This window comes from Streptomyces sp. NPDC005266 (genome assembly GCF_040607655.1).
Lineage (GTDB): Bacteria > Actinomycetota > Actinomycetes > Streptomycetales > Streptomycetaceae > Streptomyces.
Window position 1 is genome coordinate 1 of record NZ_JBEXHC010000021.1, and the last position, 17,149, is coordinate 17,149.

Below are 17,149 nucleotides of genomic sequence, written 5' to 3' on the forward strand. Positions count from 1 at the left end.
GCCCACTCCGTAAGGTTCATAGACAAGATCATAACATCACTTGAACCCGCTAACACTCACTCAATCGACCGCAAGAGCGAACAGTTGAACACCCCCCGGCGGACCAAGTCCGGCCGGGGGGTGGCGAAACCACTCAGACGTGCGAATCTGCCGTCACATGCGTCTCAGTGGTTACGGGGGAAGCCCAGGTTGATACCCCCGTCGCTCGGGTCCGGCCAGCGGGTGGTGACGACCTTGCCACGGGTGTAGAAGTGCACCCCGTCGTTGCCGTAGATGTGGTGGTCGCCGAAGAGCGAGTCCTTCCAGCCGCCGAAGGAGTGGTAGCCGACGGGCACCGGGATCGGCACGTTGACGCCGACCATGCCCGCCTCCACCTCCAGCTGGAAGCGGCGGGCGGCGCCGCCGTCGCGGGTGAAGATGGCGGTGCCGTTGCCCCACTTGGAGCTGTTGATCAGCGCGATGGCCTCGTCGTAGGTCTCGGCGCGCACCACGCACAGCACCGGGCCGAAGATCTCGTCGCGGTAGGCGTCGGCGGTCGGCGGGACCTTGTCCAGCAGCGAGACGCCGAGGAAGAAGCCGTTTTCGTGGCCCTCGACCGTGAGGCCGGTGCCGTCCACGACGACCTCGGCGCCCTGGGCCGCGGCCCCGTGGACGTAGGAGGCGACCTTGTCCCGGTGCTCCTTGGTGATGAGCGGGCCCATTTCGGAGGCCGGGTCGTTGCCGGGGCCGATCCGCAGGCGAGCGGCCCGGTCGGCGATCTTCTTCACCAGCTCGTCGCCCGTCTCACCGACCGCGACCACGACCGAGACCGCCATGCAGCGCTCACCGGCCGAGCCGTAGGCCGCGTTGATGGCGTTGTCCGCGGCGAAGTCCAGATCGGCGTCGGGCAGCACCAGCATGTGGTTCTTGGCGCCGCCGAGCGCCTGCACCCGCTTGCCGTGCTCGACCGCCTTGGACTGGATGTACTTCGCGATCGGCGTGGAGCCGACAAAGCTGACGGCGGCGATGTCCGGGTGCTCCAGCAGCCGGTCGACGGCCACCTTGTCGCCGTTGACGATATTGAGCACACCGTCCGGCAGCCCCGCCTCGGCGGCCAGCTCCGCCAGCCGGAAGGAAGCCGAGGGGTCCTTCTCGCTGGGCTTGAGGACGAAGGTGTTGCCGCAGGCGATGGCCACCGGGAACATCCACATCGGCACCATGGCCGGGAAGTTGAACGGCGTGATGCCCGCGACGACACCCAACGGCTGGCGGATCGAGGCGACATCGACGCCGGAGGAGACCTGGGTGGACAGCTCGCCCTTGAGCTTCTCGGAGAGGGAGCAGGCCAGCTCGACGATCTCCAGACCGCGGGCCACCTCGCCGAGCGCGTCCGAGTGGACCTTGCCGTGCTCGGCGGTGATCAGCTCGGCGATCTCGTCGCGGTGGGCGTCCAGCAGCTCCCGGTACCTGAAGAGAATCGCGGTGCGCTTGGCGAGGGATACCTGACCCCAGGAGCGGAACGCCTCCTTGGCGGCGTCGACGGCCGTGTCGACCTCTTCCACGGAGGCGAGGGCGACCCGGGTGTCCTGGGCGCCGGTGGCGGGGTTGTAGACCGGCCCGTGCGTGCCGGACGCGCCCTCGACGGTCCTGCCGCCGATCCAGTGGTTGACGGTCTTCATGGGTGCGGAGCCTTTCTCTCGGAAAACGTCAGAGGTGGCGGCGGCGGGCGGCGGCCTGTCGGTCGTAGTCCTCGCGGGCTTTCACGGCGGCCGGGCGGGTCGCGGTCTCCGCGACAGGCACATCCCACCACGCCTGCGCGGCGGGTGCGCCCGACACTGTGTCTGCTGTTTCGGTCTCCACATAGACACATGTGGGGCGGTCTGACGCACGGGCCGCCGCGAGCGCTGCGCGGAGCTCCCGTACGCTCCCGGCGCGCAGCACCTCCATGCCGAGCGAGGCGGCGTTGGCGGCCAGATCGACGGGGAGCGGATCGCCGGTGTACGTGCCGTCGTCCGACCGGAAGCGGTAGGCGGTGCCGAAGCGCTCGCCGCCGGTCGCCTCCGACAGACCGCCGATCGAGGCGTAGCCGTGGTTCTGGACCAGCACGATGTTGATGTTGATGCCCTCCTGGACCGCGGTGACGATCTCGGTCGGCATCATCAGATACGTGCCGTCCCCGACCAGCGCCCACACCGGGCGGTCGGGCGCGGCGAGCCGTACCCCGATGGCGCCCGGGATCTCGTAGCCCATGCAGGAGTAGCCGTACTCCAGGTGGTACTGGCGGGGCGAGCGGGCGCGCCACAGCTTGTGGAGATCGCCGGGGAGCGAGCCGGCCGCGTTGATCACCACGTCGTCGTCGCCGACGACCGCGTCCAGGGCCCCCAGGACCTGGGGCTGGGACGGGCGGACGGAGTCGTCCCCGGCGGCGTACGCGGCGTCCACGCGCCGCTCCCAGCGGTCCTTGCCCGCACGGTACTCCGCCTCGTAGGCGCCCTCGACCCGGTGTCCGGCGAGCGCCTCGGTGAGCGCTTCCAGGCCCGCGCGGGCGTCGGCGACCAGGGTGGTGGCGCTCAGCTTGTGGGCGTCGAACGGGGCGATGTTGAGGTTCAGGAAGCGCACGTCGGGGTCGGCGAAGAGCGTCGCGGAGGCGGTGGTGAAGTCGCTGTAGCGGGTGCCGACGCCGATGACCAGATCGGCGGTGCGGGCGAGGTCGTCGGCGACGGCGGTGCCGGTGTGGCCGATGCCGCCGATGTCGGCGGGGTGGTCGTACCGGAGCGAGCCCTTGCCCGCCTGGGTCGAGGCGACCGGGACACCGGTGGCGTCGGCGAAGGCGCGCAACGCCTCCTCGGCCTCGCTGTGGTGGACGCCGCCGCCCGCGACGATCAGGGGCCTGCGGGCGGCCCGGACCGCCTGTGCGGCGGCGGTGACCTCGGCCGGCTCGGGGGCCGGGCGGCGCACATGCCAGACCCGGTCGGCGAAGAACTCCTCGGGCCAGTCGAACGCCTCGGCCTGCACGTCCTGCGGCAGGGCGAGGGTGACGGCGCCGGTGTCGGCCGGGTCGGCCAGCACCCGCATGGCCTGGAGCGCGGCCGGGATCAGCGACTCGGGCCGTACGACGCGGTCGAAGTACCGGGAGACCGGGCGCAGACAGTCGTTGACGGACAGATCGCCCGCGTACGGGACTTCGAGCTGCTGGAGCACCGGGTCGGCGGGGCGGGTGGCGAAGATGTCGCCGGGCAGCAGCAGCACCGGCAGCCGGTTGATGGTGGCCAGCGCCGCGCCGGTGACGAGGTTGGTGGCGCCGGGCCCGATGGAGGTGGTGACGGCCTGGGCGGCGAGCCGGTTGGACTGCCGGGCGTAGCCGACCGCGGCGTGCACCATCGCCTGCTCGTTACGGCCCTGGAGGTACGGCATGGTCTCCCGGCCGGACTCCAGCAGCGCCTGACCGAGCCCGGCCACATTGCCGTGGCCGAAGATGCCCCAGGTGGCGTTGATCAGGCGGTGCCGCCGCCCGTCCCGCTCGGTGTACTGGTGGGCCAGGAACTCCACCAGGGCCTGGGCGACCGTGAGGCGGCGCGCTGCCGAGGCGTTCATCGTGGGTCTCCATCGGGGGCTTGGTAGAGGGGCAGACGGGGGTCGACGGGCTGGTCCGGCCAGGTGGACCGGATCCAGGCGTGGTCGGGGTGGTCGCAGATCAGCCAGGCGCGCTCCGCCTCGGGGCCCGCCATGACGTTGAGGTAGTACATGTCATGGCCGGGGGCCGCGATGGACGGGCCGTGCCAGCCGTCGGGGATCAGAACGGCGTCGCCGGAGCGGACTTCGGCGAGGACGTCGGTGCCGCGGCCGTGGCCGGAGGGCGAGACCCGCTGGTAGCCGATGCCCTCGCTGCCGTGGGCCTCGGCGATCTCGAAGTAGTAGATCTCCTCCAGCTCGCTCTCCTCGCCGGGGCGGCACTGGTCGTGCTTGTGCGGCGGGTACGAGGACCAGTTGCCGCCGGGGGTGAGCACCTCGACGGCGATGAGCTTGTCGCACTGGAAACCGCCACCTGATGTCCCGCCTCCGGCGGGGGCCGCCGCGGCGAAGTTGTTGACCTGGCGGGAGCAGTTCCCGGTGCCGCGCAGCTCCACGGGGACGGCGGAGGCCGGTCCGTAGCGCGCGGGCAGCCGGCGCTCGCAGCGGGCGCCGGTGAGCGCGAAGCGGCCGCCCTCACCGCTGGCGATCCGGGCGTGGGCGTCGCGCGGCAGATACGCGAAGTCGCTCACCCCGCTGAACACGCTCTCGCGGCCGTGCAGTTCGAAGGTCTCGCCCTCGGTGACCACCGTGCAGCCGCCGCTCAGCGGGAGCACGATCCACTCGCTGTCCCCGGTGGCCAGGGAGTGCGAGCCGCCGGGCGGCAGATCGAGGACGCGCAGGGAGGAGTAGCCCCACCCGGCCCGCCCGGGGTCGATGTCCACGGCATAGGGGCCCTCGGCCGCCTTGCCGGCCCGCACATGGAAGCCTTGGTCAGGATCAGTCATGGCGTGAAGTCTCAGCCTTTCGGTGCGGAAGGGGCCGCTCAGAGCAGCCCGACGGCGGTGTCCACGGCGGTCTCGACGCTGCCCTCCGCCGGATAGAGCAGCGAGCGGCCGACGACGAGGCCCTGGACGGTGGGCAGGCGCAGAGCCTTGCGCCATTTCTCGTACGTACCCTCCTGGGCCTTCGCGGACGGGCCGACGTCACCGCCGAGCAGCACCGCCGGCAGGGTGCTCGTCTCCATGACGGCGGCCATTTCGTCGGGGTCGTCGGTGACCGGCACCTTCAGCCAGGTGTACGCGGAGGTGCCGGCGAGCCCGGAGGCGATGGCGATGGACTTGGTGACGGCCTCCGCGCTCAGGTCGTTGGAGACCTTCCCGGCTATCCGGCGGGAGATGAACGGCTCGACGAAGACGGGCAACCGGCGCTCGGCCATCTCGTCGATGGCGCGGGCGGTGGAGACCATGGTGGTCAGCGAGCCGGCGTCGTCGTAGTCGATGCGCAGCAGCAGCTTGCCGGCGTCGAAGCGGAGGCGGGCGATGTCCTGGGGGCGGTGGCCGGTGAAGCGGTCGTCCAGCTCGAAGGAGGCGCCGGCCAGCCCGCCGCGGTTCATCGAACCCATGACGATCTTGCCGTCGAGGGCGCCGAGCAGCAGCAGATCCTCCAGGATGTCGGCGGTGGCGAGCACCCCGTCGACGCCGGGGCGGGACAGGGCCACGCACAGCCGCTCCAGCAGATCGGCCCGGTTGGCCATGGCCAGCCTCTGGCCGCCGACGGCGAGGGCGCCGCGCGCCGGATGGTCGGCGGCCACGATCATCAGACGGCCGCTGTCGCCGATGAGGGGGCGGCGGACCCGGCGGGCGGCCGCCTCGGCGATGGCCTCCGGGTGCCGGCTCCGCACCGTGACCAAGTCGGAGATGCTGATGCTCAACGAGAACTCCTCGCGTTCGCGATTCTGAGGACCATACGGATCCCGGGGGTCCCGTCATGGGGAGTGGGGGGAGGGCCGGGCGCCGATACCGGTCCCCGGCGAGCTGTCTCAGTCTCCGGCGAGCAGGGCCTTGACCTCGGCTTCGGTCGGCATCGCGGAGGAGCAGGCGAGGCGGGAGGCGACGATGGCGCCCGCGGCGTTGGCGTACCGCATGATGCGCTCCAGGTCCCAGCCGGCGAGCAGCCCGTGGCACAGGGCGCCGCCGAACGCGTCGCCCGCGCCGAGTCCGTTGACGACCTCGACGGGGACCGGCGGGGCCTCGATGGCGGTGCCGTCGCGGTGCACGGCCAGGACGCCCTTGGGGCCCTGTTTGACGATGGCCAGCTCGACGCCCGCGTCCAACAGGTCCTGGGCGCAGGCCTTTGGGTCGCGCACACCGGTGGCGATCTCGCACTCGTCCACGTTGCCGACGGCGACGGTGGCGTGGCGCAGCGCCTCGGCGTAGTAGGGGCGGGCCGCGTCGGGGTCGCTCCAGAACATCGGCCGCCAGTCGAGGTCGAAGACGGTGATGCCGCTCCTGGCGCGGGCGGCGAGCGCGGCGAGGGTGCTGGTGCGGCTGGGCTCCTCGCTGAGGCCGGTGCCGGTCATCCAGAAGATCCGGGCGGCGCGGACCGCGTCGAGGTCCAGCTCTTCGGGGTGGATCTCCAGATCGGGAGCCTTGGGGCGGCGGTAGAAGTAGAGCGGGAAGTCGTCGGGCGGGAAGATCTCGCAGAAGGTGACCGGGGTGGGGTATTCGGCGACGGGGGTGACGAAGCGGTCGTCCACCCCGAATCCACGCAGCTCCTGGTGGATGTAGTCACCGAACGGATCCGCTCCGGTGCGGCTGATGACCGCCGAGCGGCGGCCGAACCGGGCCGCGGACACCGCGACGTTGGTCGCCGAGCCGCCGAGGAACTTTCCGAATGACTCGACCTGCGGCAGAGGCACACCGGTCTGCAGCGGATAGAGATCCACTCCGATGCGGCCCATCGTGATCAGGTCGTACGGCTCACTCATGCGTGCCCCTTCGGGAAAGACGCAGCTCAGGGTGGTGATGCACGGAACACCGGGGCGAGCCCGGCCTCTTCAGGTCTAGACGTGTCCCCCACTCGCTGTCAAGGATTTGTCCTTACATTCGGACGTACGCACCAGACACATCGACGCGCGTTATCGCCTCGTTACGTCCAGATGAAATGTTGTCATGACAAAGCCTTGACAGGTGACAGCCACGGGGAGTTGGCTCCCGTTCAGCAACGGCCGTGTCAACAACGGACCTGCCTTTGAGAGGTGCTGGAACAGATGGACCTCAGATTCACTCGACGCCGCAGAGCGGGACTCGCCGCGCTCGTCACCGCAACCGTCGTCCTCGCGGCGGGCTGCAGCAGCCACGGCGGCAAGAAGGCCCAGGAAGCCGACGACAACATCTCCGCCGGAAAGGCCAACACCCCCCGCCTGAAGATCGCGATGATCACTCACGCGCCGCCGGGCGACACCTTCTGGGACACGGTGCGCAAAGGCGCCAAGGCAGCGGCGGCCAAGGACAACATCGAGCTCGTCTACTCCGGCAACCCGAGCGGCGCGGATCAGGCGAGCCTCGTGCGGAACGCCATCGACCAGAAGGTCGACGGCATCGCGATCACCCTCGCCAAGCCCGACGCGATGAAGTCCGCGGTGGCCAAGGCCAGGAAGGCCGGGATCCCGGTCGTCGCCTTCAACGCCGGGCTCGACCAGTGGAAGGACATGGGCCTGCTGGAGTTCTTCGGGCAGGACGAGTCCATCGCCGGTGAGGCGTTCGGCAAGCGGCTGAACGAGGTGGGCGCCAAGCACAGCATCTGCGTGATCCAGGAGCAGGGCCATGTCGCCCTGGAGGCCCGGTGCGCGGGCGTGAAGAAGACCTTCAAGGGCAAGACGGACACGCTCTATGTCAATGGGACCGACATGCCGTCGGTCAAGTCCACGATCGCCGCGAAGCTCAAGCAGGACTCGAGCATCGACCATGTCGTGACCCTGGGCGCCCCGTTCGCCCTGACCGCCGTTCAGTCCGCCAAGGACGCCGGCGGCAAGGCGAAGGTCGCCACCTTCGACCTCAACAAGGACCTGGTTACGGCCGTCAAGAGCGGGGACGTGGAGTTCGCCGTCGACCAGCAGCCCTACCTGCAGGGCTATCTGGCCATCGACTCCATGTGGCTCTACGAGAACAACGGCAACTTCAGCGGCGGCGGTGAGCAGCCGGTGCTGACCGGGCCCGCGTTCGTCACCAAGGGCAACGTGGACACCGTTGCGAAGTTCGCCCTGAAGGGGACGCGGTGATCCCACGATGAGCCACACCGCCACGCCCGCGGCGACCACCCCGCCGGCCTCCCCCGCGGCGAAGCCGGGGAGCCGCACCGCCGAGCGCTCGCTGGCCCGGCGGGCGCTGGCCCGCCCCGAGATCGGCGCGCTGGCCGCGGCCATCGGCGTGTATGTCTTCTTCTTCGCCGTCGCCCCGACCTTCCGTCAGGCCGACTCCTTCGCCACCGTCCTCTACCAGGCGTCCACCATGGGCATCATGGCGCTCGCCGTCTCCCTGCTGATGATCGGCGGCGAGTTCGATCTGTCGGCCGGTGTCGCCGTCACCACCTCGGCGCTGACCGCGAGCATGATCAGCTTCCAGCTCACCGCCAATGTCTGGGCGGGCGTGGTCATCGCCCTGCTCGCCTCGCTCACGGTGGGTCTGGTCAACGGTCTGCTGCTGATCAGGACCGGGCTGCCGAGCTTCCTGGTGACCCTCGCCAGCTTTCTGATGCTCCAGGGCGCCAATCTGGCCGTCACCAAGCTGCTGACCGGCAACGTCGCCACCGACACCATCAATGACATGGACGGCTTCGACCAGGCGAAGTCGCTCTTCGCCTCCGAGATCCCCGTCTTCGGCGTCGAGGTGAACGTGACCGTGCTGTGGTGGCTGGGCTTCGCCGCCCTCGCCACCTGGGTGCTGCTGCGCACCAAGTTCGGCAACTGGATCTTCGCGGCCGGCGGTTCGAAGGAGAGCGCGCGGGCCGTCGGCGTACCGGTGAACCTCACCAAAATCGCCCTGTTTATGACGGTGGGCTTCGCGGCCTGGTTCGTCGGCATGCATCTGCTCTTCGAGTACAACACCGTGCAGGCCGGAGAGGGCGTCGGCAATGAGTTCTACTACATCATCGCGGCGGTGATCGGCGGCTGCCTGCTCACCGGCGGCTATGGCTCCGCGATCGGCGCGGTCCTGGGCGCCTTCATCTTCGGCATGGTCAACCAGGGCATCGTCTACGCCAACTGGAACCCCGACTGGTTCAAGTTCTTCGTCGGCGTGATGCTGTTGCTCGCGACGCTCGTCAATCTGTGGGTGCGCCGTCAGGCCGCCAGGAGGTGATGGGAATGGCACCGAACGACATCCCCGGGGCCGGCGCCACCGGGCCCGCGGACGCCGATGAGCCGGTGGTCCGGCTCAAGGGCGTCGGCAAGCTCTACGGCACGGTCCGCGCCCTGACGGACATCGACCTCGATGTCCGGCCGGGCCGGGTGACCTGCGTGCTGGGCGACAACGGCGCCGGCAAGTCCACCCTCATCAAGATCATCTCCGGGCTGCACCGGCATGACGAGGGCGAGTATCTCGTCGACGGCAAGCCGGTGCGGCTGAACACTCCGCGCGAGGCCCTGGACCTGGGCATCGCCACCGTCTACCAGGATCTGGCCACCGTGCCGCTGATGCCGGTGTGGCGGAACTTCTTCCTCGGCTCCGAGCTGACCCGCGGCCCCTGGCCGGTGCGCCGGCTCGACATCGAGCGGATGAAGCGGACCACCGGTGAGGAGCTGTCCGCGATGGGCATCCACCTCGACAACCTGGACCAGCCCATCGGCACCCTCTCGGGCGGCCAGCGGCAGTCCGTGGCCATCGCCCGGGCCGTGCACTTCGGCGCCCGGGTGCTGATCCTGGACGAGCCCACCGCGGCGCTCGGCGTCAAGCAGTCCGGCGTCGTGCTCAAGTACATCGCGGCAGCGCGCGAGCGCGGGCTCGGCGTCATCTTCATCACCCACAACCCGCACCACGCCTATATGGTCGGCGACCACTTCTCGGTGCTCAGGCTCGGCGCCCTGGAGCTGAGCGCCGCCCGCGCGGACGTCACCCTGGAGGAGCTGACCAACCACATGGCCGGCGGCGCCGAGCTCGCCGCGCTCAAGCATGAGCTCGCCCAGGTCCGCGGGGTCGATGTGGAGGAGCTGCCGGAGGAGGTGACCACACCGTCCCCCTGATCCGACGTTCTGACATAACGTCCGAATGTCCTGACGAAGCCTTGACGGCCGCACGCCCCGACCGTGAAGCTGCACAAAACAGCACGACACGGGCACCCAGCACAGCGAGGAGACCCTCTTCCATGACTGCCGACGCCTCCCCCGCACCCGCCCTGGACCGCATCCGGGTCGGCTCGGCCCCCGACTCGTGGGGGGTGTGGTTCCCCGACGACGCGCAGCAGGTCCCCTGGCAGCGCTTCCTCGACGAGGTCACGGAGGCCGGCTACGCGTGGATCGAGCTGGGTCCGTACGGCTATCTGCCGACCGACCCGGCCCGGCTCACCGAGGAGACCGGCCGCCGCGGCCTCACCGTCTCGGCGGGCACGGTCTTCACCTCGCTGCACCGCGGGCCCGACGTCTGGGACGCCACCTGGGAGCATGTCTCCCAGGTGGCCGAGCTGACCCGGGCGATGAACGCCAAGCACCTCGTGGTCATCCCGTCCTTCTGGCGGGACGACAAGACCGCCGAGCTGATCGAGCCGCCGACGCTCACCGCCGGGCAGTGGCGCCATCTGGCCACCGGGATGGAGCGGCTCGGCCGCGAGGTGCGCGAGCGCTACGGGCTCGAGATCGTCGTCCATCCGCACGCCGACACCCATATCGACACCGAGGAGAACGTCGCCCGCTTCCTCGACGCCACCGACTCCGACCTGGTCAACCTGTGTCTGGACACCGGCCACTACGCGTACTGCGGCGGCGACAGCGTCAAGCTGATCGAGACCTACGGCGAGCGCATCGGCTACCTCCACCTCAAGCAGGTCGACCCGGCGATCCTCGCCGATGTCGTCAAGAACGAGATCCCGTTCGGCCCGGCCGTCCAGCGCGGCGTCATGTGCGAACCGCCGAACGGCGTCCCGGAGCTCGAACCGGTCCTGACCGCCGCCCAGAACCTCGATGTGGATCTTTTCGCCATCGTCGAGCAGGACATGTACCCCTGCCCGCCCGACCAGCCCTTCCCGATCGCCCAGCGCACCCGCCGCTTCCTGCGCTCCTGCGGCGCCTGACAAGAGACGCCCGACGAGAGAGGAAAGAAGGATATGACGCAGCAGGGAACGCTCGGGGTCGCCGTCATCGGCACCGGCAAGATGGGCGCCGACCATGTCCGCCGGATCAAGGACGTGATCAGCGGCGCACGGGTGACGGCCGTGGTCGACATCGACGAGGCACGCGCCAAGGCGGTCGCCGACAGCGCCGACGGCTGTCAGGCGTTCACCGATCCGGCCGCCGCGATGGCCGCGCCCGGTGTCGACGCCGTCCTCATCGCCTCGCCCGGCCCGGCGCATGAGGCCGCACTGCTCAGCGCGTTCGAGCACGATCTGCCGGTACTGTGCGAGAAGCCGCTGACGCCGGACTCGGCGTCGGCACTGCGGGTCCTGGAGGCCGAGCAGCGGCTGGGCCACCGCCGCGTGCAGGTCGGCTTCATGCGCCGTTACGACACCGAGTTCATGAAGCTCAAGAGCCTGCTGGCGAGCGGCGATCTCGGCCGGCCGCTGATGCTGCACTGCCGCCACCGCAACGCGTCCACGCACCCGTACTTCACCACCCAGATGCTCATCACCGACTCCGTGGTGCATGAGATGGACCAGTCCCGCTGGCTGCTGGAGCAGGAGATCTCCACCGTCACGGTGCTGAAGCCGACCCCGAACTCGGGCGCCCCCGAGGGGCTCAGCGACCCCCAGCTGGTGATCTTCGAGACCACCGGCGGCGCGATCGTCAATGTCGAGATGTTCGCCACCTGCGGCTTTGGCTACCAGGTGCAGGCCGAGGCGGTCTGTGAGCGCGGCACCGCCCGGGTCGGGGACGCCCACGGCATGCTGGTCAACCGGCCCGGCACCTGGGGCGGCGAGATCGCCCCGGACTTCGTGGCCCGCTTCGAGGAGGCGTACGACCGCGAGGTGCAGGCGTGGGTCAACGCCACCCGGCGCGGCGAGGTCGAGGGTCCGAGCGCCTGGGACGGCTATGCGGCGGCCGCCGTGTGCGAGGCGGGGGTCCGGGCGCAGACCACGGGCGAGCGCACGGCCGTGGAGATGATCGAGCGCCCCGCCTTCTACAGCTGACACCCGGCGGGCCGGCCGGCGCCACGGCCGGCCCGCCGCCCCCTTCCGTCCCTGCCTCTTACCTGTCCCTGCTTGTCTGTCGCCCGTTGTGCGGCCCGGCGCGCTGACCAGCCGACTGAATCTCCTGAACCCGACACACTGACGAGACGGGAACACCTCCATGCGCATCGGATTTCTCGGCGCGGGGCGGATCGGCTCCTTCCACGCCGCCGCCCTGGCCGGGACGGACGGGGTCGACGAACTGCTGATCGGCGACGCGGACAGCGGACGGGCCGCCGGGCTGGCCACCCGGATCGGCGCGATCGCCGCCGAGTCGGTGGACGCCGTCTTCGACGGCGGTATCGACGCGCTGGTGATCGCCACCGCGACCGCCTCGCACGCCGAGCTGATCACCCGCGCGGCGCGGGCCGGACTGCCGGCGTACTGCGAGAAGCCCATAGCACCGGACCTCGCGGGCACGGTCCGCGCGCTGCGCGAGGTCGAAGCGGCCGGGGCCCTGCTGCAGATCGGCTTTCAGCGGCGGTTCGACGCGGGGTACCGGGCCGCCCGTGAGGCGCTTCGGGACGGACGGCTCGGCCGGGTGCACACCATCCGGGCCATCACCTCGGACGCCGCTCCCCCACCGCCGGAGTTCCTGCCGCATTCGGGCGGTCTGATCCGGGACTGTCTGGTGCATGACTTCGACGCCGTACGCTGGTTGACGGGGCGGGAGGTGGTGGAGGTCTTCGCGTCCGGCTCGGCCGGCGGGGCCGCCTTCTTCCGGGAGGCGGGCGATGTGGACACGGCCGCGGCGCTGCTGACCCTGGACGACGGCACGCTGGTCACCGCGACCGCCACCCGCTACAACGGCGCGGGCTATGACGTACGGATGGAACTGTCCGGCGAGCGCGACCAGTTCGTGGTCGGGCTGGACGACCGTACGCCCTTCACCTCCGCCGAACCGGGCGGTCCGGCCGGGCCCGCCCGGCCCTGGGTCACCTTCCTGGAGCGGTTCGAGGGCGCGTACCGAGCGGAGCTGGCGGCCTTCGTCCAGGCCGCCCGGGGCGAGGCCGCCAACCCCTGCTCCGGGCAGCAGGCGCTGCACGCCCTGCTGGTGGCCGAGGCATGTGAGCTGTCCCGGCTGGAGCACCGACCGGTGCGGCTGTCCGAGATCACCGAACGGATGGCCGAGCTACGAGTCTGAGCGTCACTCGGGCGTCACAGCCGTCACAGCTCCACGAGCCTTCCGTCACAGATGTTCAACAGCCCCTAGCCGCTGGTCACTCAGCGTCGTTCACCGGGCACAGGCTGATTGATCGTGAGCGGCGCGCCCCGGCTCCCCCGACGGCCCCACCGGGCCGTGGCCGCGGCGTCCGCGGGAAGGGCACGCGAGATGACCGACCGGAGGCTGTGGTCCTACAGGGAGATCGCCGCGCATATCGGTGTGCAGACGGACACCGTACGGTCCTATCGCAAGCACGGCCTGCTGCCGCCCCCCGATCTGGTGGAGGGCGGCAAACCGTACTGGTTCGCGGATACGATCCGCTCCTGGGTGGCCCGCAGACCCGGCAACCGCCGCGCCCGACGCGAGGCCAAGGATTAACCGGCCTGATCATCAGACCGGCATCCAGCAGGCCGGCGTCGCGAGCGGGCGGGCCCTAACGCCCCGCGCTCACCGGGTCCCGCAGCTCTCCCTCCTCGCTGCGGGGCCCGCCCGCGTGCCCGTCGGCCGTGCCGCCCTCGGCGGGAGAGGGCTCCCCCTCGCTCAGCCCGATCCGTGCGTGCAGCCGGCGCAGCGGGCCCGGGGCCCACCAGGTGGCCCGGCCGGTCAGCCGCATCACCGCCGGCACCAGCAGACCGCGCACCACCATCGCGTCCATCAGCACGGCCAGGGCGATGCCAAGGCCCAGCATCTTGGTGTTGGTGACCCGTGAGGTGCCGATGGCCACCATCACCACGGCGAGGATCAGCGCCGCCGCCGTGATCAGCCCGCCGGTGCGCCGCAGCCCGAACTCCACCGCCGCCTCATGGTCCCCGGTGCGGTCGTACTCCTCCTTGATCCGGGAGAGCAGAAAGACCCCGTAGTCCATGGAGAGCCCGAAGGCGACGCAGAACATCAGCACCGGCAGCGTGGTCTCGATATCGCCGGATGTGGTGAAGGAGAGCGGACCGGACAGATGCCCGTCCTGGAAGATCCACACCACCGAGCCGAACATCGCGGTGAGACTGAGCGCGTTGAGCACGACCGCCTGAAGGGGTATCAGCACGCTTCCGGTGAGCAGGAAGACCAGCAGCAGGGTGACGGCGGCGATGATGGCGGCGGCCCAGGGCAGCCGGTCGGCTATGGAGTCCTTGGTGTCCACCAGCACGGCGGCGGTGCCGGTCACCGAGGTCTTGAACGGCGGGTGCAGGGCGCGGATGTCCCGCACCAGATCCTGGGTGGTGGCATCCACGAACTGACCCTTGGGCAGCACGGTGATGTATGCCGACCCACCGGCCAGTCGTGCCGTCTCCGCCGGACCGGGCCTGGCCGACTGCCGGCCGCCCGTGAACTGGCCCGCGGGGCTGTCCACCCGCACCACATCGGGCAGGGCGGAGAGCTTGGCTCTGTAGTCGGCGAGGGCCTTGGTGTCGCTCCTGCCCTCGGCGAATATCTCCACCGCCCCGCCGGGACCGCCGGGGAACCCCTCGCGGATGTGCTGCTGGACCACATGGGACTCGGCGCTCGCGGGCAGCTGACGGTCGTCCGCGGTGCCGAATTCCACCCTCAGGAAGGGGAGTCCGAGCGCGACCAGACCGGCCAGAGTGGCCAGCGTGACGAGCGGGGCACGCCGCATGACCAGCCGGGCGAGCCGCCCCCAGCCCGCCCCGGGCTCACCGCCCCGCGCCGGGCGGCCCCGGCGCAGCAGCCGCGTCAGATCCAGTGCGTTGACCCGGGGGCCGAGCAGGACGAGCGCCGCGGGCAGCACCACCAGGGCGGCGGCAGCGGCGATCAGCACCACGGCGATCCCCGCGTAGGCGAAGGAGCGCAGGAAGTACTGCGGGAAGACCAGCATGGCCGCGAGCGAGACGGCGACGGTCAGCGCCGAGAAGAGCACGGTCCGCCCGGCGGTGCGCAGGGTGGCGCCGACGGCGGTCAGCACCGGCACCCCCGTGGCCAGCTCTTCGCGGAAGCGGCGCACGATGAACAGCGCGTAGTCGATGGCGAGTCCGAGGCCGAGCGCGGTGGTCAGGTTCTGCGCGAAGATCGAGACTTCGGTGAACTCGGTGAGGCCGCGCAGCACCGCGTCGGTCCCCAGGATGGCGATGACGCCCACGCCGAGCGGGAGCAGGGCGGCCACCGCGCTGCCGAAGACCATGACGAGCAACACCAGGGTGATCGGCAGGGCGATGGCCTCGGCTCGCAGCAGATCCTCCTGGATGGTGGTCTGCAGCTCGTGCCGGACCGCGACCGGACCGCCGACCGACACCTCGACCGGTCCGTGATCGCCGCGGAAGCGGGGCGCTATCCGCTCCAGCGCCTTGCCGGAGGCCGACTCGTCGCCCACGATCCGGGCGGTGATGATCGCCTGGCCCCGGTCCCGGTGGCGCAGGGAGGGCGCGCCGGTGTCCCAGTAGGAGGTGACGCCGGTGACCTCCTTCTCGCCCGCCAGCTTCTTGGCGAGGGTGCGGCCCTCGGCGGCGACGGCCGGATCGTCAACCGTCTTCCGGCCGCTGTCGACCAGAAGGATGAGATTCGGCCGGGAGGCCGGGAAGCGCTTCTCCAGCGCCTTGGTGGCGTACGCGGACGAGGACGCGGGGTCGTCCCAGCCGCCGCTGCCCATCCGGTCGGCGACACCGCTGCCGGCCACGACGGCCAACGCCGTGAAGACCAGGGCGATCAGCAGGGACAGCCGGGGCCGGGCGGTGACCAGGCGCGTCCATCCTCCTGTCCGTGGCTGGTCCCCGGATGCGGTCCGGCGGTCCCCCGGCGGCCGGTTGACAACGGTCATGGCGCGGTGTCCCCTTCACCTGTGCCCATGCGGCCGTCCATATTTCAGCAGGCAGCACGGGTCGCTGATTGCCCATAGACTGGCAAACACGAGCGACCGCTCGCGTTTCTCAAGAATGCGAGCGACCACTCGCGTTTGTCAATCGAACACCGAGAGCCGGGGATTGCGAGTGACCGAGAGCAAGGCAGCCCAGCCCGCCGGAGCCGCGAAGCCGCGCCGTCGGCAGGCGCGGGGCGAACGCCGGGTGCAGCAGCTGCTGGACGCGGCCGCCAGCGTCTTCTGCCGCTCCGGCTACTCCTCGGCGAGCACCAACGCCATCGCCCGCGAGGCCGGCGTGTCCCCCGGCACGCTGTACCAGTTCTTCCCGAACAAGGAGGCCATCGCCGTCGAACTCGGCGAGCGCCTCTCGCACCGGATGCGGGAGACCCACGGCCTGGTCTTCACCGTCGAGAACGCCTCGCTCCCCCTGGGCGAGATGCTGGACGCGGTCCTCGATCCGATGATCGAGTTCAACTGCGCGAATCCGGCCTTCCTGGCCCTGCTCAAGTCCTCCGACGCACCGGGCAGCGTCATCGAGGAGCACGCCGCGCTGCACGACTCCGTACAGGACCGGGTCGCGGAGCTGATCGGCGTCTTCAACCCCGAGCTCCCTCCCGAGCGGCGCACGCGCACCGCGATCATGGCGTTCGCGCTGTTCAAGGCCGGGCTTGAGCTGGTGCTCGCCCATGAGGGCGAGGAGCGGGAGGCCTATATCGCCGAGACGAAGGCCTCTCTGTACGGCTATCTCGCCCCGGTCCTCGGCACCGAGGCCGCGCCCACCCCCCGCTGACAGCCCGGCCGCATCCCCCTCGCCCCCGGCGCACGGGCGGTCCGAGGGGGAGCGCGCGCGGGCACGACACCCCTGTAGCGAACCGGCGCACCCCCAGCTTCCGGGAATACCCCCTAGGGGTATAGAGTTGACACTGTCAGGAGACCCTGGGGCATCCGACGTCTCCTGCGCACCATCTTCACGCTCACCCCACACAGGAGAAGCACATGACCTCCGAGGCGAACACCGGCTCCGGCATCACCACCGTCTACCAGGTGACCGGCATGACCTGTGGCCACTGCGAGGGCGCCGTCGCCGAGGAAATCGGCGCCCTCGACGGCGTCTCCTCCGTCAAGGCCGTGGCCTCCACCGGCCAGGTCACCGTGGTCTCCGCCGCCCCACTGGACGACGAGGCCGTCCGCGCCGCCGTCGACGAGGCGGGCTACGAGCTCGCCGGCCGGGACTGATCCACCCCGACGTATCCCCGCCGGGCCCGTACCGCCCTGCTCATACAGCCGCCGTACGGCCCGGCCCTCCTCCCAGG

At 70.6% G+C, this 17,149-nt stretch carries 15 protein-coding genes; 9 read left to right on the plus strand and 6 right to left on the minus strand.

Annotation, left to right across the window (positions count from 1 at the left end):
* Positions 1 to 164 precede the first annotated feature (164 nt).
* From ABZU99_RS28135 to iolC, 5 genes are all read right to left on the minus strand, one after another.
* Positions 165 to 1,658: a CoA-acylating methylmalonate-semialdehyde dehydrogenase gene (locus ABZU99_RS28135; RefSeq protein WP_355946381.1), complete on the minus strand. Its 1,494-nt coding sequence runs from the start codon at positions 1,656 to 1,658 to the stop codon at positions 165 to 167.
* 28 nt (positions 1,659 to 1,686) lie between these two features.
* Positions 1,687 to 3,573 (minus strand): 3D-(3,5/4)-trihydroxycyclohexane-1,2-dione acylhydrolase (decyclizing), encoded by a 1,887-nt coding sequence (iolD, locus tag ABZU99_RS28140; protein ID WP_355946379.1) that lies wholly within the window; start codon positions 3,571 to 3,573, stop codon positions 1,687 to 1,689.
* A complete protein-coding gene (gene iolB / locus ABZU99_RS28145) occupies positions 3,570 to 4,496 on the minus strand; it encodes a 5-deoxy-glucuronate isomerase (RefSeq protein ID WP_355946377.1) in 927 nt (308 codons plus the stop codon). Before iolB ends, iolD begins: the two co-directional genes overlap by 4 nt.
* A gap of 38 nt (positions 4,497 to 4,534) precedes the next feature.
* Positions 4,535 to 5,422 carry a deoxyribose-phosphate aldolase gene (locus ABZU99_RS28150; protein WP_356050036.1) on the minus strand — a complete coding sequence of 296 codons (888 nt, stop codon included), beginning with the start codon at positions 5,420 to 5,422 and terminating at the stop codon, positions 4,535 to 4,537.
* Between the two features lie 108 nt (positions 5,423 to 5,530).
* Positions 5,531 to 6,478: a 5-dehydro-2-deoxygluconokinase gene (gene iolC, locus ABZU99_RS28155; RefSeq protein WP_356050038.1), complete on the minus strand. Its 948-nt coding sequence runs from the start codon at positions 6,476 to 6,478 to the stop codon at positions 5,531 to 5,533.
* Positions 6,479 to 6,760: 282 nt separating this feature from the next.
* Here iolC and ABZU99_RS28160 point away from each other — a divergent pair, with 282 nt between their 5' ends.
* The 7 genes from ABZU99_RS28160 (at position 6,761) to ABZU99_RS28190 (ending at position 13,408) form a co-directional block, all read left to right on the plus strand.
* Positions 6,761 to 7,771, plus strand: a complete 1,011-nt coding sequence (locus tag ABZU99_RS28160) for a sugar ABC transporter substrate-binding protein (RefSeq protein ID WP_356050040.1) — start codon at positions 6,761 to 6,763, stop codon at positions 7,769 to 7,771.
* Between the two features lie 7 nt (positions 7,772 to 7,778).
* Positions 7,779 to 8,849, plus strand: a complete 1,071-nt coding sequence (locus ABZU99_RS28165; protein ID WP_355946367.1) for an ABC transporter permease — start codon at positions 7,779 to 7,781, stop codon at positions 8,847 to 8,849.
* A gap of 5 nt (positions 8,850 to 8,854) precedes the next feature.
* Positions 8,855 to 9,730, plus strand: coding sequence for an ATP-binding cassette domain-containing protein (locus tag ABZU99_RS28170; protein ID WP_355946364.1), 876 nt, complete (start codon positions 8,855 to 8,857; stop codon positions 9,728 to 9,730).
* A 122-nt stretch (positions 9,731 to 9,852) separates the two neighbouring features.
* Positions 9,853 to 10,773 carry a sugar phosphate isomerase/epimerase gene (locus tag ABZU99_RS28175; RefSeq protein WP_355946362.1) on the plus strand — a complete coding sequence of 307 codons (921 nt, stop codon included), beginning with the start codon at positions 9,853 to 9,855 and terminating at the stop codon, positions 10,771 to 10,773.
* 33 nt (positions 10,774 to 10,806) lie between these two features.
* A complete protein-coding gene (locus ABZU99_RS28180; protein WP_356050043.1) occupies positions 10,807 to 11,826 on the plus strand; it encodes a Gfo/Idh/MocA family oxidoreductase in 1,020 nt (339 codons plus the stop codon).
* Between the two features lie 160 nt (positions 11,827 to 11,986).
* Positions 11,987 to 13,009, plus strand: a complete 1,023-nt coding sequence (locus tag ABZU99_RS28185; RefSeq protein ID WP_356050045.1) for a Gfo/Idh/MocA family oxidoreductase — start codon at positions 11,987 to 11,989, stop codon at positions 13,007 to 13,009.
* Positions 13,010 to 13,198: 189 nt separating this feature from the next.
* Positions 13,199 to 13,408 (plus strand): MerR family transcriptional regulator, encoded by a 210-nt coding sequence (locus ABZU99_RS28190; RefSeq protein WP_355946353.1) that lies wholly within the window; start codon positions 13,199 to 13,201, stop codon positions 13,406 to 13,408.
* A gap of 55 nt (positions 13,409 to 13,463) precedes the next feature.
* On the opposite strand, the gene ABZU99_RS28195 is transcribed toward ABZU99_RS28190, so the two are convergent.
* Positions 13,464 to 15,797 (minus strand): MMPL family transporter, encoded by a 2,334-nt coding sequence (locus ABZU99_RS28195; protein ID WP_355946350.1) that lies wholly within the window; start codon positions 15,795 to 15,797, stop codon positions 13,464 to 13,466.
* A gap of 169 nt (positions 15,798 to 15,966) precedes the next feature.
* Here ABZU99_RS28195 and ABZU99_RS28200 point away from each other — a divergent pair, with 169 nt between their 5' ends.
* Both ABZU99_RS28200 and ABZU99_RS28205 read left to right on the plus strand, forming a co-directional pair.
* Positions 15,967 to 16,626 (plus strand): TetR/AcrR family transcriptional regulator, encoded by a 660-nt coding sequence (locus tag ABZU99_RS28200; protein WP_355946347.1) that lies wholly within the window; start codon positions 15,967 to 15,969, stop codon positions 16,624 to 16,626.
* A 206-nt stretch (positions 16,627 to 16,832) separates the two neighbouring features.
* Positions 16,833 to 17,072 carry a heavy-metal-associated domain-containing protein gene (locus tag ABZU99_RS28205; RefSeq protein ID WP_355946345.1) on the plus strand — a complete coding sequence of 80 codons (240 nt, stop codon included), beginning with the start codon at positions 16,833 to 16,835 and terminating at the stop codon, positions 17,070 to 17,072.
* The last annotated feature ends 77 nt before the right edge of the window (positions 17,073 to 17,149 follow it).

Excerpts from the sequence above, each read along its gene's own strand:
- ABZU99_RS28185 (WP_356050045.1), top strand. The coding sequence starts at position 11,987 with ATGCGCATCGGATTTCTCGGCGCGGGGCGGATCGGCTCCTTCCACGCC.
- ABZU99_RS28180 (WP_356050043.1), top strand. The coding sequence starts at position 10,807 with ATGACGCAGCAGGGAACGCTCGGGGTCGCCGTCATCGGCACCGGCAAG.
- iolC (WP_356050038.1), bottom strand. The coding sequence starts at position 6,478 with ATGAGTGAGCCGTACGACCTGATCACGATGGGCCGCATCGGAGTGGAT.
- ABZU99_RS28165 (WP_355946367.1), top strand. The coding sequence starts at position 7,779 with ATGAGCCACACCGCCACGCCCGCGGCGACCACCCCGCCGGCCTCCCCC.
- ABZU99_RS28170 (WP_355946364.1), top strand. The coding sequence starts at position 8,855 with ATGGCACCGAACGACATCCCCGGGGCCGGCGCCACCGGGCCCGCGGAC.
- ABZU99_RS28190 (WP_355946353.1), top strand. The coding sequence starts at position 13,199 with ATGACCGACCGGAGGCTGTGGTCCTACAGGGAGATCGCCGCGCATATC.
- iolD (WP_355946379.1), bottom strand. The coding sequence starts at position 3,573 with ATGAACGCCTCGGCAGCGCGCCGCCTCACGGTCGCCCAGGCCCTGGTG.
- iolB (WP_355946377.1), bottom strand. The coding sequence starts at position 4,496 with ATGACTGATCCTGACCAAGGCTTCCATGTGCGGGCCGGCAAGGCGGCC.
- ABZU99_RS28205 (WP_355946345.1), top strand. The coding sequence starts at position 16,833 with ATGACCTCCGAGGCGAACACCGGCTCCGGCATCACCACCGTCTACCAG.
- ABZU99_RS28195 (WP_355946350.1), bottom strand. The coding sequence starts at position 15,797 with ATGACCGTTGTCAACCGGCCGCCGGGGGACCGCCGGACCGCATCCGGG.
- ABZU99_RS28175 (WP_355946362.1), top strand. The coding sequence starts at position 9,853 with ATGACTGCCGACGCCTCCCCCGCACCCGCCCTGGACCGCATCCGGGTC.
- ABZU99_RS28135 (WP_355946381.1), bottom strand. The coding sequence starts at position 1,658 with ATGAAGACCGTCAACCACTGGATCGGCGGCAGGACCGTCGAGGGCGCG.
- ABZU99_RS28160 (WP_356050040.1), top strand. The coding sequence starts at position 6,761 with ATGGACCTCAGATTCACTCGACGCCGCAGAGCGGGACTCGCCGCGCTC.